General features: G+C 33.9%; 15 protein-coding genes and 1 pseudogene. 7 read left to right on the top strand and 9 right to left on the bottom strand.

Features of this window, described 5'->3' with window-relative positions; translation table 11 throughout:
- Both QZN33_RS01730 and QZN33_RS01725 read right to left on the bottom strand, forming a co-directional pair.
- Entirely contained in the window at window positions 1-639 is a 639-nt protein-coding gene (locus tag QZN33_RS01730) for a hypothetical protein (RefSeq protein WP_296788922.1), read from the bottom strand.
- A gap of 390 nt (window positions 640-1029) precedes the next feature.
- On the bottom strand, window positions 1030-1200 hold the full coding sequence (locus QZN33_RS01725) for a hypothetical protein (protein ID WP_296789104.1): 171 nt from the start codon (window positions 1198-1200) through the stop codon (window positions 1030-1032).
- Here QZN33_RS01725 and QZN33_RS01720 point away from each other — a divergent pair.
- The 4 genes from QZN33_RS01720 to QZN33_RS01705 are packed head-to-tail and all read left to right on the top strand — an operon-like array spanning window position 1118 to window position 4093.
- On the top strand, window positions 1118-1753 hold the full coding sequence (locus QZN33_RS01720) for an archaetidylserine synthase (protein ID WP_296788921.1): 636 nt from the start codon (window positions 1118-1120) through the stop codon (window positions 1751-1753). The genes QZN33_RS01725 and QZN33_RS01720 overlap by 83 nt on opposite strands.
- Window positions 1754-1793: 40 nt before the next feature.
- The gene (locus tag QZN33_RS01715; protein ID WP_296788919.1) at window positions 1794-2960 is read left to right on the top strand and encodes a DUF515 domain-containing protein; all 1167 of its coding nucleotides are present in this window, start codon (window positions 1794-1796) and stop codon (window positions 2958-2960) included.
- A gap of 36 nt (window positions 2961-2996) precedes the next feature.
- Window positions 2997-3719 (top strand): class E sortase, encoded by a 723-nt coding sequence (locus QZN33_RS01710; protein ID WP_296788917.1) that lies wholly within the window; start codon window positions 2997-2999, stop codon window positions 3717-3719.
- A complete protein-coding gene (locus tag QZN33_RS01705) occupies window positions 3719-4093 on the top strand; it encodes a dihydroneopterin aldolase family protein (protein ID WP_296788915.1) in 375 nt (124 codons plus the stop codon). The genes QZN33_RS01710 and QZN33_RS01705 overlap by 1 nt, the downstream gene beginning before the upstream one ends.
- A gap of 3 nt (window positions 4094-4096) precedes the next feature.
- Here QZN33_RS01705 and mfnA read toward each other — a convergent pair whose 3' ends face one another.
- The 3 genes from mfnA to rplJ all read right to left on the bottom strand — a co-directional run bounded on the left by mfnA (window position 4097) and on the right by rplJ (window position 8262).
- A complete protein-coding gene (gene mfnA, locus QZN33_RS01700; RefSeq protein ID WP_296788914.1) occupies window positions 4097-5254 on the bottom strand; it encodes a tyrosine decarboxylase MfnA in 1158 nt (385 codons plus the stop codon).
- A gap of 60 nt (window positions 5255-5314) precedes the next feature.
- The gene (ppsA, locus tag QZN33_RS01695) at window positions 5315-7594 is read right to left on the bottom strand and encodes a phosphoenolpyruvate synthase (protein WP_296788913.1); all 2280 of its coding nucleotides are present in this window, start codon (window positions 7592-7594) and stop codon (window positions 5315-5317) included.
- A gap of 185 nt (window positions 7595-7779) precedes the next feature.
- Complete coding sequence (gene rplJ / locus QZN33_RS01690; protein ID WP_296788912.1) at window positions 7780-8262, bottom strand: 50S ribosomal protein L16; 483 nt, start codon at window positions 8260-8262, stop codon at window positions 7780-7782.
- A gap of 225 nt (window positions 8263-8487) precedes the next feature.
- On the opposite strand from rplJ, the gene QZN33_RS01685 reads away from it, so the two are divergent.
- Complete coding sequence (locus tag QZN33_RS01685) at window positions 8488-8718, top strand: KEOPS complex subunit Pcc1 (protein WP_296788911.1); 231 nt, start codon at window positions 8488-8490, stop codon at window positions 8716-8718.
- Window positions 8719-8785: 67 nt separating this feature from the next.
- Complete coding sequence (locus QZN33_RS01680) at window positions 8786-9784, top strand: ATPase (RefSeq protein ID WP_296788909.1); 999 nt, start codon at window positions 8786-8788, stop codon at window positions 9782-9784.
- Here QZN33_RS01680 and QZN33_RS01675 read toward each other — a convergent pair.
- Entirely contained in the window at window positions 9781-10863 is a 1083-nt protein-coding gene (locus QZN33_RS01675; RefSeq protein ID WP_296788908.1) for a nucleotidyltransferase family protein, read from the bottom strand. The two genes, QZN33_RS01680 and QZN33_RS01675, sit on opposite strands and share 4 nt — an antisense overlap.
- An 85-nt stretch (window positions 10864-10948) precedes the next feature.
- Here QZN33_RS01675 and QZN33_RS01670 point away from each other — a divergent pair, with 85 nt between their 5' ends.
- A complete protein-coding gene (locus tag QZN33_RS01670; RefSeq protein WP_296788907.1) occupies window positions 10949-12205 on the top strand; it encodes a dihydroorotase family protein in 1257 nt (418 codons plus the stop codon).
- A gap of 50 nt (window positions 12206-12255) precedes the next feature.
- Here the strand turns inward: QZN33_RS01670 and QZN33_RS01665 are convergent, their stop codons facing one another.
- The 3 genes and pseudogenes from QZN33_RS01665 to QZN33_RS01655 all read right to left on the bottom strand — a co-directional run.
- Window positions 12256-13500 carry a 4Fe-4S binding protein gene (locus QZN33_RS01665; protein WP_296788905.1) on the bottom strand — a complete coding sequence of 415 codons (1245 nt, stop codon included), beginning with the start codon at window positions 13498-13500 and terminating at the stop codon, window positions 12256-12258.
- Window positions 13472-14832: pseudogene (locus tag QZN33_RS01660) on the bottom strand (Ni/Fe hydrogenase subunit alpha). The gene QZN33_RS01665 and the pseudogene QZN33_RS01660 overlap by 29 nt, the downstream one beginning before the upstream one ends.
- Before the next feature lies 1 nt (window position 14833).
- On the bottom strand, window positions 14834-15713 hold an 880-nt coding region (locus QZN33_RS01655; protein WP_296788903.1), incomplete at its 5' end, for a F420-nonreducing hydrogenase.

Here is a 15713-nt window from a genome sequence, read left to right as displayed (position 1 = left end):
TTATTCCTCCGCTACAATATCTTTAAAGTCTATAACGAAAATCTTATTAGATGTAACTACGCTTTGAAATCCTGCAACATCCTCATCCCTTTCAACAGAAATGACAACACTAGTCAGTACAACTTCATTTGCATTATAAAATGGTTTCAAAGCAGATTTAATGAAATTTGGTAATCTAACATCATTATTTATATCAACATCGATGAAACTAGTAGTTTGAGATTTTTGAAGAATTTTAAATGGTATTCTTGATTTTTCAATAGTTGAAAGAGCCAATTTAAGTACATTATCAGGTGCAACAAGAACCATCAGATTAGATTCATCGGATAAATATCTGCGAGGAATCTGAACATAAGCTCCACCCCCGTTTATTGCATACTCTTTGAACTCATTGATTATTATAGAATTCCCATAAAGCATTAAGAAATCAAATTTTTTATCCAATTTACCATCTTTTACGATCACATGTTCCCGAAATAGAATTTTAATGTTGGAATTAGACAGAATAGCCTTATAAGCCATCTCATCAACCAAATCAACATTACCTGCAATAACACACCAAGTTTTTTCAACTTTATAACTACTGTCTGTAGTTACCCTTGCAGCTTGTCTGAGAACACGTATATTATCTTCAATCATTTGACTACTCGCAATATAATTAATATAAATTCCACAACTATTTAAATAACAGATAAAGTATTTTTAACACCGATTTAAGCTTAAAACCGATATTTATAAAAAATATTTTAGCTATTAATTAACAGTCTAACATTTAATATTTATTAAGAATATTATTATATATATTTTATCTTTTAAGGTTAATTTTAGAAAATCAATTAATAAAACGCAATTTTTTTAACCAAACTAAATAATTACTTGGAAATATTAAAAAAACTTAACATATGATAAGTGAATTCTGAAAAAATAAAAAATTTAACAAATACACATAAAAATAACAAGGCTGGATAACTAAATACCCGAATAAGTAAAAATAAGCTAAAATCAAAGATAAAGTTAATAAGTCATGAACTAGAAATTACTACTTGATAACATGAAAATTGAAGATACATCTATAACAAGATTTATAGCAATCTCTGATATAATATCATTGTTGAATATGAGCTGCGGCTTTTTGTCAATAATCAGTTCAATAAACCATGATTTTAAGCTAGCTGCTCTGTTTATGATATTTGCAATCATGTTTGACTCAGTAGATGGTTGGGTAGCGCGCAAACTCGATAGAAATGACTCATTAGGATTCGGAAAAAATATAGATTCCTTATCTGATGCAGTATCTTTCGGAGTAGCGCCAGCAGTATTTCTATATTCAACTATTAACACCACATTAATTACCATTCAACCAATAACAGTAATCATAAGTTTATTAATAGTAATTTGTGGAGTTTTAAGATTAACAAGATATAATGTAATTGCTGAAAAAATTAATACAAAGGATTTCATAGGTTTTCCAATTCCTGGAATCGCATTTATTATTTCAACATTATATTTAAGCGGACTATATAATGCATATATTACATTGATATTGGCTGCAATCGTGTCTTTAATAATGATCAGTACAGTCAGATATCCTAAATTCGATAGTATCCCTGCTCTGGCAGTATCATGCATCTTAATAGTGTTATTAATCCTGCCTGTCAGTTTAACATACTTCGGCATCAATATTCCCGCATTGTTATTGTTAATATTCTGCTTATATTACCTCATAATTAATCTAGTTAAAAATTATGCTTAAAAACACCATCTGCTTTTAATTAACAGTTAGGAGTAGAACCATGACCAATGATAAACCACGAGACCCATTGTTTCCAAAAGGTTTTGGAGAAACAGAAGACCTTAAAAAACAATATAGTAAAGAAACTCTCCAAAAACCTACTAAAAAAGATGAAATAAGTCCATTGAGAAAATTAAATCATAAGATTGGAGTTTATTTAAATCCAAAATCCACGATTATAAGTGATGATGAAAAGAAAAGAAAAATCGGAATTATAATTACAGCTTTAATTTTGATTACGCTAGTGATAACTGCATACTACTTCATAATTTATCAGCCACAGCAGGAGGAACTGTCACTTGTGAGAACAGAAAAACTAAATGAACTTCACGACTTGTATTCAGGTCCTTTAATAACCTCACCAAATGCATTAATTTTAGAAAACAAAATCAATGATGCAAAAAGTGCAGGTGAGCTAGAAAACTTAAATATTTTAACACAAGCCTCCAAAGATTGGAAATCATATCATAAAAAGGAAATTAGTTCAAATATAGACCAGTATAACAGAACAATGGCAATATATTCCAACGACAGCAAAGAAGTGCTGATGAGCAGTGCAGATGCAGTGAAAATCATTAATGAAAATGACGCTACAATCCTATCCCAAATCAAGTTTGACAAACCGAACACAGTATCAGTACCGATACTTGTTTCAAGACTTCAGGCAGGAGCCGGACTGATTAATGTCGGAAGCGTTGTCGACATCTATCTGAATTCCAACAATACTGATGAGGTCAATGATACAAATTCAACTCCAGTAATAAGTGGATGTACCGTTCTTTCAATAATGAGATATGAGGAAAACGGTGAAATTGATTCTGAATATTCAAAATCAAAGATGAACATAAAAGGCAATGATACCTATCCTCAGGAAAACACTAAAAGCTTTTCATCAAACGTGCTGGAACTTCTAAAAGGATCCATTATAAAAGGATATGATGAAGAAGAAACCGTCCAAATGCTTAAAGATTATGGAGTAAAGTTATCAAATTATGAAAGACAAATTAATTTAGGAGATTTGGATGCGCAATATATGCTTCTTGTCGAAACACCTCATGATAAAGTCAATTTTCTTTTGAACAATATGGAAAATATAGTTCTAACAATTCCGACATCTGAAGCTCCGACATGGATGGTTAAAGAATTAAACAAAGTATATAGTTATTAAAAATATTTATATGATATTATTACAAAACTGATTAATATGAATAGACAAACTATTTCAACAATAATCGTTATTATATGCATTCTTATAATAGGATTATATGCAATGGGAGAAGTGAATTATTTCTCCTCCAAAATTGCTGTAGAAAGAAATGTTGAAACTCCGACTATTGTGATACCTTCCATTGGAGTGCATGAAAAAATCAATGATGAATCATTATCTCAGGGAGTATTGCATGAACCTAGTTCATATGATCCACAGCAGGGAGATGTTTTGCTGTTTGGACATAGGACACTTCAAGGTTCACCATTTTTAAGGCTTAATGAACTATCTGCAGGAGATCAAATGATTTTAGAATGGCCTGGAATTGGAGAACTGAAATATACTGTGAGCAATTCAACTATTGTTCCTGCAACCTACCAGCTCAATGCACAGGAAGGTAGAAACGGATTATATCTGATTACATGCGACCCAATCGGTTCTACTGAAAACAGGTTAATCATTTACGGAGAGTTAAGTGAAACAAATCCTTTAAATGAACAAATCATTAAAGACAATCCGCAGGAATCTTATGCATGGATTATCACCGCAATATTTTTAGTGGTGGGACTGGTATTCAGTTATTTCTATCCGAAAGAACAGAGACTATTCATTTTAGCAACAGTATTGATTGTATCTGCAGTATTAATCTATTGCTGCATAAATCCAATACCATCTGAATTAATTTATGATAAGATAATCTTTTTAAATGGGGGATTATAATGGATGTTGAAAAAGAATACTTTTCAAATATAACTACACGGGAAAGAGCAATATTTGAAGGTGCTATTAGTATGGGAGCACTATTCCACCAGTTTGTTGGAACTCCCGTAAATAAAAATACAAAAAATAGCTTAGAAACCAGCATAGAAGAATCAGTGCAACTTCAACCGGCAATTGAAGAGGCTGACGTTACTATTCGCTTCGACAAGCTCGAAGATGCAATGACCGAATTCGAATACACATCCCTTACAGGAGACATGCTGGACGTTAAAATTTACACAAAAGTAGACAATGTCAAAGCAACAATAAGGATTGAGTTTATTGAAGAACTCAATTATCCTTTAATGTATGTTGAAGACATTACAGAAGATTAAAAGTTAAAATATTTCTTTTAAATCTTCTAATAATTCTTTTAAATGATTCTTTTTAATATGATTCATTAAGACAATCCTGATTGCCTTAGGACATTTAGCTACAGAAACTTTCCAATTTTTTTCTTCTAATTTTGAAGCAAGCAAATCAGTATCCATCTGAGGATGATTGAATGCAACAATATTCAGTTCAGGTTTGCATATAACTTCATAACCTATTTTTCGCAACTGAGACTCAAAAAAGTAAGTATTCTGCATCATATTATCAGCAAGTTTGCAGTAACCTTGTCTGCCGAAGTATTTCATTATAGCATAAGTAGCCACCGCTGAAGCGCCTAAACGAGTACCGACGATAGTGGATTGAGTTTTAACAGTAAGATAAGGTGAATCAACCGCCATAACTTCAAGATATTCCTCTTTTCTAAAAATTATTCCTCCTGCCGGAATTGGAGCAAGACCCATTTTATGAGGATCTACTGTTATTGAACAAACCCCCGGAAGAGAAAAATCAAAAACAGGCAAATCATATCCCAGTTTTTTTAAAAACGGAATAGAAAATCCGCCAAAAGCAGCATCAACATGGAAATAAATATTATTTTCAAAAGCAATCTCTGAAATTTCTTCAATAGGATCTATCAAACCCAGCTCAGTAGTACCTGCAATAGCCACAATTGCAACAGTTTTATCAGAAATAACCTGTTTTAAAGCATCCACATCAATTTTGTAGTTTTCATCGAGTTTAGCTTCAACAATCTTTAAGTTTAACATATCAGCAGCTTTTTTAAATGAAAAATGAGCAGATTCCGGAATTATAATTTCTCCATTGGTAATTCCCTTATATTTTCTTGCATGATTTCTTGCGGCACGAACAGCCATCAGATTAGCTTCAGTACCTCCAGTTACAATATTACCATAAGCATCATCTAAAGATAATAACTTCCCAATAGATTTGATAACTTTATCTTCTATAATTTTTGTCCCTTTAAAAAGACCCGGATCTCCCAGATTAGTATCAAGAAACTTGCAGTAAACTTCTTTAGCAAATGGATGCGCTTCTGTACACATAGACCCTAAAATTCGGCCATCAGAATATTTATAATCCAGATTATGAATTTGTTCAAGTTCATTTAAGATTTCATCTTTATCTATCGGTTTATCTTGCATAAAATACCCTAACAAAAGTAATTAAAATAAAAATAAAAATAAAAAAAAGAAATAAAAAGATTATTCTAAACGTTTACGAGCAGCGTCAAGAATAATTTTTTGTTCAGCTCTAGCAACAGTCTTTCTAACTTCTTCTACAGCATCAGTATTGGATGAAACACTAGTAATTCCAAATCCAACAAGTTTTTCAACAATGTGAGGTACACTACCTGCTTGACCGCAGATACTACATTTGACACCTGCTGCAACACATTTTTTAATTGTTCTTTCAATTAATTTCATTACTGCAGGGTGTTCTTCAGAGTAGTGTTTTGCTACAAACTCATTGTTTCTGTCAACTGCAAGAGTGTATTGAGTTAAATCGTTGGTTCCTAAACTTACAAAGTCGATTCCAACTTTAATATATTCATCAATCATGATTGCAGCTGCAGGAATTTCAACCATCATACCAAAGTCCACATCTTTGTGAGGTTCAAGACCTACTTCAGAACAGAGTGCTTTAGCCTGTACAAGTTCAGCAGGACTTTGTGATAATGGAATCATGATTCCAATGTTAGTGTAACCTTTTTCGTGTAATTTTTTAATAGCTTTAAATTCACATTTTAGAATTTCAGGCTGGTCAAGTTCCCTTCTGATACCTCTCCAACCGAGCATTGGGTTGTGTTCTCTAGGTTCGTTTTCTCCACCTTCCAGAGTGATGAATTCATCAGTAGGAGCATCTAAAGTTCTGTACCATACCGGTTTTGGATAGAAAGCGTCTGCAACAATTTGAACGTTGTCTGCAATGGTATCAATCAATTCATCTTCTCTTCCGTCAGCGATGAATTTACCAGGGTGAATACCGGAAGTTAACATTAAGTGTTCGGTTCTTAAAAGTCCAACACCATCTGCTCCGGTTGCAGCTGCTCTTTCTGCTGCTTCAGGCATACTTACATTAGCTTTAACTTCAGTAACAGTGATAATTGGAGCTGCTTGAACAGCGCCACCTTGAACAGGAGCTTCTTCAGATTTAGCATCAGAGATTCCGTCGAATACTAATCCTTTTTTACCGTCTAAAGTAACACCAGTATCTTCTTTTAAAGTAGCAGTTGCATCACCGGTACCGACAACACAAGGAATACCTAATTCACGAGAGATAATGGATGCGTGACAAGTTACTCCACCTTCATCAGTTACAATTCCGCTTGCTCTTCTCATAGCAGGAACCATATCAGGAGTTGTCATGGTTGTTACCATGATGTCGCCATCCTGGATTTTATCCAATTCATCAATGTCTAAAACTATTTTAACTTTACCGGAAGCCATACCAGGACTTGCACCAAGACCTCTTACAAGAACTTCACCCATATCAGAGGATGCTTCTTCAGTTTCTTCCACTACATCTCCCAAGGTAGTGATTGGTCTTGCCTGTAATAAGAATAAGTTATCTCTTTCAAAAGCCCATTCGGTATCCATAGGTTCACCATAATGAGCTTGGACTCTTTTACCCATTTCAGTTAATTCAATGAGTTCTTCATCAGATAAAACTCTTTCTTTTCTTTTTTCTTCAGGAACTTCTACTTTAACACTGGTTCCATTTTCATCATTAGTGTACATTACTTTTTTGTCACTGATTGTTACATTGATAATTTCATTATCTTTTTTATCAACTTGATAGTTATCAGGAGTTACATCACCAGAAACAACAGCTTCACCTAAACCCCAGGAACCTTCAATTAAAGCAATTTCTTCACCAGTGGATGGGTTTACAGTAAACATTACACCTGCTTTATCAGCAATAGCCATTTTTTGAACTACAACAGCAATATATACTTTTGAGTGTTCGAAATTATTTTCTTCCCTGTAGAAAATTGCTCTTGCTTCAAACAAGGATGCCCAACATTTTCTGATATATTCAATTACTTCATCATCACCGGAAACGTGCAAGAAAGTATCCTGTTGACCAGCGAATGAAGCTTCAGGTAAATCTTCTGCGGTAGCTGAAGATCTGATTGCAACATCAGTATCATCTTCGCCAACTCTTTGGCAAAGTTCATTATAAAATTCACGAATGAATAAAACTAAATCTTCTGGAATAGGAGCTTCAATAATGATCTGTTTAATTTCTTCAGCAGCAGCCTGAAGAGCTTTGGTATCATTTATATCAATTTTTTCAAGGATGCCCATTACCTGATCATTAATTCCGGCTTCATCCATGAATTTTTCATAAGCTTGTGCAGTTACTACAAAACCTGGTGGTACTGGAATACCAGCTTGAGTCAATTCACCCAAATTAGCACCTTTTCCACCTGCAATTCCAATGTCAGACTTACTTAAGTCCTCAAATTTTACAACATACATAACATTAACCTCTTGGTTTAAAAATTATATTTAATTGACAATATTAGCTAATGAAAACATTACCAATAATATATGTATAATGTTATCTATTTTTAAGTTTAAATACTTAATTAAAAAATTCGAAAAACAGTGAAAAATAAAAAAAATGTATAAAAAAAGAGTAAAAAAAGAATTTAATTAAAAATCTATTTAATTAAATCTGCGCCTTTGTCAACAACTATTTTGCATGGAACTGGTAATTTCATACCTGCTCTTTTTAATGCAACTTTAGCTTGTTCAAAGTTTTTTTCCTGACAATCAATGGTGATAACTCTCTGATCTTTTTTAACAATAGCTTCAACACTGATTGGTTTACCGAATGCGTTTCTCATACCACTTTGTACCCTATCCGCACCTGCACCGGTTGCCATAGGATTTTCCCTTACGATTTGGTGAGGGTAAACTCTTAATTTTAAGTGGTAACCCATTCTACCAGCAGCTCTTTGCATTAATCTGTTAGAAGCAATCCTTGCAGCTTCTAAAGAGTTGTGTCTGATTTGAGCTGGTTTTTTAACAGCTAAACTTAATGACACTGGAAATTCATCTTTTAAGTTACCCATATCATATTGTACAATTCTTGAATTTGGGGTTTTTCTAATATAATCTCTTCTAGTATAAGCACGAACCATTATAATTCCTCCGAAATAAAAATAACATGAAAAACCATGTTTAATTAAAAAATAGCTACATTATTATAAGATTTGATAATAGCTATATAAAAATTATATATCGTAATATATAGAATACTTAAATATATTAATAAAGTTATTAATAAAGGTTACCATATTTTCCATAGAATAAGATAAATATCATCAAATAAAATAATATAATTATATATTACAAAATGTGAAAAAATGAAAATAAAATCTAAATTAACACTGAATTATAAAACAAAAGAAGCTGCATCCCTAATATATGATTCATTGGAAATTGATAATGAAAATTATGTTAAAGGCAATGTAGAGGACAGAACTATCGAATATGAAATTGACAGCCATAATCTTGGAAGTTATCTTGCAACAGTTGATGATTTAATTTCTTCAGAAATCGTGGCCGAAAAAATAATTGATAAAACCAAATCATAAAAACGTTTATATAAATAAAAAAAACAAATATATACATTAATAAAATTATTCATAGAGAGTGTTACTTATGGAATGTCATTATCATCCTGGAAGAGAAGGCACAGATACATGTGCAATATGTGGAAAATCTATTTGTAAAGAATGTGGTTTAGCAATTGCTGGAAAAATTTACTGTAAAGACTGTTTAGAAAAAATTGTCGGACTTGGATTAGATAATACTCAACAGCAACAAGCTCCAGTTCAAGAAGAACCAGTATATGAACAAGCACCTGTGGAAGAGAATATTTACCAGCCACAGCAAGAATATGAAATACCATATGCTCAGGAAGAACCTGTTCAAGAATACAAAGCAATCAATGATGATTCCCCATATAACATTAAAGACAGTATTGAATACTCAGGAGGGTTAGAATCATCATATATTGGAGATAATGAAAGTATCTATCAAGAAGAACCACAACAAGTTGCACAAAATGAATATGAATACATACCTCAAAATGAAATTCAACAACAACCTGTTGCTGAAGAACCAGAATATATTTATCCTGACCACAGTTACGAACCACCAAAAACCCATGCAAGACAAGATCTAGAAGACAAATATGAAAAATACTTAGATGACTTGTACTTTGATGAAAATGAAGTTCCATTAGGAGAACAGTTAGCAAAAGATGAAGAACAATACGGATCTTTAACTAAAAAACAATATGCTCCTAGACCTGCTGTAGAGCAAAAACCTCAAGTAAGCATGCCTAGAGCTGAAACTCCTGAAGAAATGGAAGCTAGACTCAGAGCTGAAATTGCAAGGGAAATGAGTGGACAGCCAAAAGCAGCTCCTGAAGTAAATGAAAAAGGAATTCATAACCTGAACTATCAGGAAGAAAAAGAACCTATGGGTGTTGTTGACATATTGCTTACAATTATTTTAATTATTGTAATTTTAGTAGTCATTTACTACATCGTATATCTGTTCATGTTAGGTACAGTATACCCAACATTCATAGATGCAATATTTGCACTTAAAAACCCACAGAATGTAATTAACCACATTTTATCTGGTGTTTAAAATAATGAAATATTTTCATTATTTACCTTTTTTTTAAATTTTTCCAGACAATCATCATTTTTATATCCTAAAATTCTAATAACAGAAGGATAGTTGTCAATATATTCTGAAATTAATTTTTTAGGAATCGGATTTTCCAGAATGCTCAATACCCTCTGGCGAAAATGAGTTGAAAATCCCTGAAGAATAGCATCTTCAATTTCTTCAATATTGCTGAATGGCCTGTTATCTACGATATTTTGAGCCAGTTTCTCATTGAACAGGTTTAATTCTGACAGATCTTCAAAGGTATAATTATTTGCAGTATCCAAAATACTGTCTTCATCACGCAATCCGTAGATTATCGCATCATTTTTTATTTCACGCTTCAACACTTCAATTGTTTTTGAAGGCATCATATCCAAAACATTGTCAAAGTTATCTTCAAGAATACTTTCACGAATAAGTGTGCCGCTTACCCCTTCAATACGCTCTACAAATATGAACTTGCCTGTAAAATCAAAGCCGATTTTGCTCAGGGAATTGGAAAATGAGGTTATCACATAATTGTCCTCTTCCAGTTTTCCCTTTAAAAGAATTTCATTAGCGGTTTTATCGACAATTTTGTAAGGTTTGGGGGCAACATGATGACCCATATTAATTCTTTTCAAAATTTCATCTATTCCTTCAACTGGCTTATATCCTCTAGGTATATAATCTGTGTTTAAAGCCTTGAACATGCGGCAGAGACATAGAGAATACTGACCTGATCCCATAATTCCCATAGGAGGGCCTTCGACAACAATGTCTGCACCAACAGAAATTGCAATTTCTGCCCTAAGTTCCCTAGGCAATATATATGGAATACCTCTACCACTTCTTTCAAATAACCCCGGCACAATAGCTACAAATAATGAGTTAGGAAACATATGTTTTGCAGTTTTCATGCAATGAAAATGACCATTATGTAAAGGATTATACTCGGTGAAATCAGCTATTAAATTAATCTCACTGGAGGTATCTGAAATTTTATATTTTTCATCCAAATCATTGAAAAATAAATTTTTATCACGTGAAAGAATATTTGAAACTTGAGACATAAAAATAAATTTAACTCTCAAATTAAAAAAAGCTTATGTTTTTAAAAATATAAATAATAAATAATTAAAGAAATGGGGACTGAAAATGGATTTAGTAATAAAAAATTGCAGATTGGTAGATAGAAAGGGCGAATACAATATTAAAATTGAAGATGGTAAAATAACAGATATTTCTAAAAATCCGCTTAAGGGAGATGAAATCATTGACATTGACCATAACTATATCATGCCAGGATTTATAGACCCCCACATCCATTTTAGAGACCCTGGATTAACACAGAAAGAAGATTTTAAAACAGGAAGTTTAGCTGCAGCCAACGGAGGTTTTACAACAGTAATTGATATGCCAAACACACTGCCGAAAACAAATACATACAAAGCGCTTGAAGAGAAAATAAAAATCGCAGATGAAAAATCCGCCGTTAATTACGAGCTCCAGGCAGGACATAACACTCTTGAAGAAATGGAAAAGATGATTAGTCTAAATCCCATATCATTTAAAGTATTTATGGACCTGGAAAGTGATGAAAGTTTGGAAGAAATCTTTGAAAACTTAGGAAAATTAAAACAGACCACAGACTATAACGGACTTGTCTGTGTTCACTGTGAAAAAAAATCAATAGTGGAAAGTGAAACTGAAAAATTAAAACAAAAAGAAGAAAATAAACCGATTGACTATACTTATGCAAGACCTGCCAGATCAGAAGATGAATCCGTCAAACAGGCAATAGAACTTGCAGGCAAAAATAACCTGAGACTGCACATATGCCATCTAAGCTCATCCAAATCATTGGCTCTTGCAAAAGAAGCAAGTAAAACACAGCCTGTAAGCTGGGAATTTACACCACATCACCTGCTGCTTGACAATTCCGCTTACAATATATATGGAACATTCGTAAAAACCAATCCTCCACTTAGAGAAATGAAAGACAGCGTCAGAATAACAGATTTAGATGAAACATCAATTATTGGAACAGATCATGCACCTCACACATTAGAGGATAAAACAAAAGGAGTCTGGATGTCATCTCCGGGAATTCCTAATTTAGAAACTGTCGTTCCCCTAATTTTGACTGAAGTTAACAAAGGAAATATCGATTTAGAAATTATTCCAAAAATATTTAGTGAAAATGCATCAAAAGTGTATGGGCTTGAAAATAAAGGAGAAATAGCCATAGGAAAAGATGCTGATTTTACTGTTATTGACCTCAAAAGAGAAGGCAAATTCAATATTGATGAATTTAAAACAAAAGCAGAATACTCTCCATTCGATGGTTGGAACTACATTGGAATGCCAGTAATGACAATCGTTAATGGAAAAGTAGTAATGAATAAAATATAACTAATTTTTTTAAAAAAAAAGAAAATAAAAAGGTGTGCGTGTTATCACACCTATTTATAACATAATGCGTCTTCAGGACATGCTTCAATACATTGACCGCATAAAGTACAGAATCCTGCAATTGGTAATTTAGGATTATCTGTTTTGTGAATCATGTCGTAAGGACATGCTTCGATACAGTCACCACATTGATCACATTTAGATGGGTTGAATGAAATTCTGTCTCTTATGACAGGTTCGCCATCAATAGTTACTTCATACTGATCAACTTTCAATGCGTCGTTAGAACAAACTGAAGCACAAGCTCCACATCTGATACAACTAGTGAAAGATGGTTCTGAATCAGTTTCTACTAAAGCAGGGCAGGACATACCAGTTTTGGTAACTACACGAATAGCTTCAGTAGGACATTTGTTAGCACATGCACCAATGAAGTCACATTTTTCGACGTCTCTTCCGATACCTTCTGCGTCTACAGGAGCACCTTCACCCCATTCGATTTCGATGTCTAAAGCGTCAACAGGACAAACTTTTACACATAATCCGCATGCAGCACATACACTAGGAATTGCAACAGTTAAACTAGCACTGTTTGCAGAGATGAAGTCTCCAGGACAAGCTTCTACACAAGTGTTACAACCAATACATTTAGCTGAATCGAAAGTGAATGAAGTAATTTCTTTAGAACGTTTGACAGGTTTTTTCTCTGAGATGAATATTGCATTCCAAGGACAGGTTTGAGAACATAAACCGCATCTGATACAGTCATCATTTACAGTAATTGGACTGCCTACTTCTTCAAGAGTGATTGCGCTTACAGGACAAGGTTCTACACAAGTTCCACATCCAACACAATCTTTGATGTAAACTGGTCCTTTACCTTTGAGATCTAAATCATACTCAGCAGGTTCTTTAACACCCGGAATTCCAATTACATCTACAGGGCAAATGTCAACACATTTTTGACACATTACACAGAATCCTTCAACTTCTTTTAATTTAGCACCAGTGACTTTAATGGTTTCTTGTGGACAAACTTCTTCACATTTACCACAGGAATCACAAAGTACAGAGTTGAATACTAATCTTGCTTGCATTACACCGTCGACAACTTCGAATTCTTCGACTTTTAATGCACCGTTAGGACAAGCATCTGCACATTTTGGTTCTTCACCACAAGTGTCACAGTGAATTATTGAGTTAGGTGTTACTTCAATAGCTGATGTAGGGCAAGTACCTTCACAAGCACCAAAAACCCCCTTAAATTTAGAATTTTTTAATGAGGTTTCCTTCACTGTCTACAATATCTACTTCAGCTAATCTCATTTGACTATCCATTGAGTGGGTAGCACAAGATAAACATGGGTCGTAAGCTCTGATAACCATTTCCATTAAGTTAAAGATTTTATCATCTACTTCTACACCAGGTTTGATGTAATCTTTAGCTACTTGGTGAATACCCATTTCCATAGCTGGGTTGTTTTGGATTGTAGCTACAACAATGTTAGCTTTAGTACATAATCCATTATCATCAGATTGATAATGGTGGATTAAAGTACCACGAGGAGATCTTCTTCTAATGCGTTAGCAGCACATTCAGCAGATGCTAATAATTCAATGAGTCTAGCATAGTTGAATAATAATGGTGCTTGAGCATATCCGAAAGCATCACGGAAAGCTTTAAGAGCTTCTTGTGCAAGAGGAGCTTCTTTAGGCATTTGATCACAGACATTAATTCTGGATAATGGTGCTACTCTGTAAATACCTTCTGGGTATCCTAACTCTTTAATGTAAGGGAATTTTAACCAGGAGTAAGGTTTTACATGTTCAGCAACAATATCAACGTATTCTTCATTTCTGTATTCAAACATGTCGCTTCCATCTTTGTCTTTGAATCTTACATTACCGTTGTATACATCCCAAGTTCCATCAGGTTTTACGATACCACAGTGTCTGGTGTCACCGAAGTTACCTAATGAAGAGATTAAGTCAATGTTTTCTTCAAATACAGGAATAGCTAAGTCTAAAGTAGCTTGTGCTAATTCAACATTTTCTTTTGCTCTTGCAAGTAAGTCTTTTTGAGTTTCATCATCTAATTCGGTAGAAATACCACCAGGAGTGGATGAGGTAGGGTGAATAGGACGACCACCTATTTTTCTAACCATTTCTAAACCGTTTCTTCTGATGTTAATAGCTTGAAGTGCGACTTCAGGCATATCTTTAATTACTTGGAAAACGTTTCTGGTTTTTCTAGTTCCGTTAGGAATGATTAAATCTGGAGCTGCTAAGAAGTAAAAGTGGAGAGCGTGGGAGTGCATGTATGAACCCCAGTTCATAATTTCTCTCATTCTGTAAGCAGCAGGTAAGATTTCGTAATCATCGTATCCGAAAATTTGGTCTACAGCTTTAGCAGCTGCTAAGTGGTGTTGTACATCACAAATACCACAGATTCTAGGAACTAATCTAGGTAATTCTTCTACAGGACGACCTGTTAAGAATTTTTCGAAACCTCTGAATTCCATAACATGTAATCTTGTTTCTTCTACGTTTCCAGCATCATCGAGGTGTACTGTAATTTTTGCGTGTCCTTCAATACGAGTGACAGGCTCCATAGTAAGTTTAACCATTTTATTCTCCTCCTTTCTGCATTTTCATAGGTACTAAAGCTGCAGGTAATGTGTAAGAGTAGAAAGTACCTACGATATCATCTAATTGATCAGCGACAGTTTCAGGGTCAACTGTTTTATCTTCTTGTACACCGTAGTCAGATGCAATCGCACTGATCATTTTTGCTCCTTGGTCTAATACTTTAGCGGTAGGACCGTAACATCCTCTACATTGGATACCAATGGAAGGACATTCTGCACCACATAAGGATACGGTAGCAGGACCCATACATACTAAACCTTGAGTAATTAAACATAAATCAGGTTCTGGTAAACCTAATTCGAATTGTCTTTTAATGAAGTCCATAGCTAAACCAGCAGGTGGTTTTTCTCTAGGACATACTTCACAAAGGTTGGTTGAAGGTAATTCAATTGTTTCTCCTCTTAATAATGTTAAAATAGCTTCTGCTACAACATCGGAACGAGGTGGGCAACCTGGAATCATTAAGTCGATATCCATACATTCGCTTAAAGGTCTTACTCTGCTTTCGAGATGAGGTACATCTTCGTGAGGAATAATTCCTTCAGGGTTTACGGTAGATACAGAGTTAATGTATGCTTCTTCTTCTAATTCTTCAACAGTCCATAAGTTTCCGAGACCTGGAATACCTCCGTAACATGCACAAGTTCCGTAAGAAATAACCATGTTAGCTTTTTCGTTTAACATTTCAGCTAATTCTCTGTTTTCATCGTTTCTAATTCCACCTTCGACAATAATAATGTCTAATTCAGGTACTTCATCGTATTTAGTATCCATGAGTACAGGGGAAAATTCGAAATCAGCGAATTCCATAACATCAATTAAGGATTCGTGGAAATCCGCAATGGATAAGTGGCAACCG

Source organism: uncultured Methanobrevibacter sp., assembly GCF_900314615.1.
GTDB lineage: Archaea > Methanobacteriota > Methanobacteria > Methanobacteriales > Methanobacteriaceae > Methanocatella.
This window is presented reverse-complemented; position numbering and strand designations above follow the sequence as displayed.

Excerpts from the sequence above, each read along its gene's own strand:
- QZN33_RS01670 (WP_296788907.1), top strand. The coding sequence starts at position 10,949 with ATGGATTTAGTAATAAAAAATTGCAGATTGGTAGATAGAAAGGGCGAA.
- QZN33_RS01715 (WP_296788919.1), top strand. The coding sequence starts at position 1,794 with ATGACCAATGATAAACCACGAGACCCATTGTTTCCAAAAGGTTTTGGA.
- QZN33_RS01710 (WP_296788917.1), top strand. The coding sequence starts at position 2,997 with ATGAATAGACAAACTATTTCAACAATAATCGTTATTATATGCATTCTT.
- QZN33_RS01725 (WP_296789104.1), bottom strand. The coding sequence starts at position 1,200 with ATGATTGCAAATATCATAAACAGAGCAGCTAGCTTAAAATCATGGTTT.
- ppsA (WP_296788913.1), bottom strand. The coding sequence starts at position 7,594 with ATGTATGTTGTAAAATTTGAGGACTTAAGTAAGTCTGACATTGGAATT.
- QZN33_RS01685 (WP_296788911.1), top strand. The coding sequence starts at position 8,488 with ATGAAAATAAAATCTAAATTAACACTGAATTATAAAACAAAAGAAGCT.
- QZN33_RS01720 (WP_296788921.1), top strand. The coding sequence starts at position 1,118 with ATGAGCTGCGGCTTTTTGTCAATAATCAGTTCAATAAACCATGATTTT.
- mfnA (WP_296788914.1), bottom strand. The coding sequence starts at position 5,254 with ATGCAAGATAAACCGATAGATAAAGATGAAATCTTAAATGAACTTGAA.
- QZN33_RS01680 (WP_296788909.1), top strand. The coding sequence starts at position 8,786 with ATGGAATGTCATTATCATCCTGGAAGAGAAGGCACAGATACATGTGCA.
- rplJ (WP_296788912.1), bottom strand. The coding sequence starts at position 8,262 with ATGGTTCGTGCTTATACTAGAAGAGATTATATTAGAAAAACCCCAAAT.
- QZN33_RS01705 (WP_296788915.1), top strand. The coding sequence starts at position 3,719 with ATGGATGTTGAAAAAGAATACTTTTCAAATATAACTACACGGGAAAGA.
- QZN33_RS01675 (WP_296788908.1), bottom strand. The coding sequence starts at position 10,863 with ATGTCTCAAGTTTCAAATATTCTTTCACGTGATAAAAATTTATTTTTC.
- QZN33_RS01730 (WP_296788922.1), bottom strand. The coding sequence starts at position 639 with ATGATTGAAGATAATATACGTGTTCTCAGACAAGCTGCAAGGGTAACT.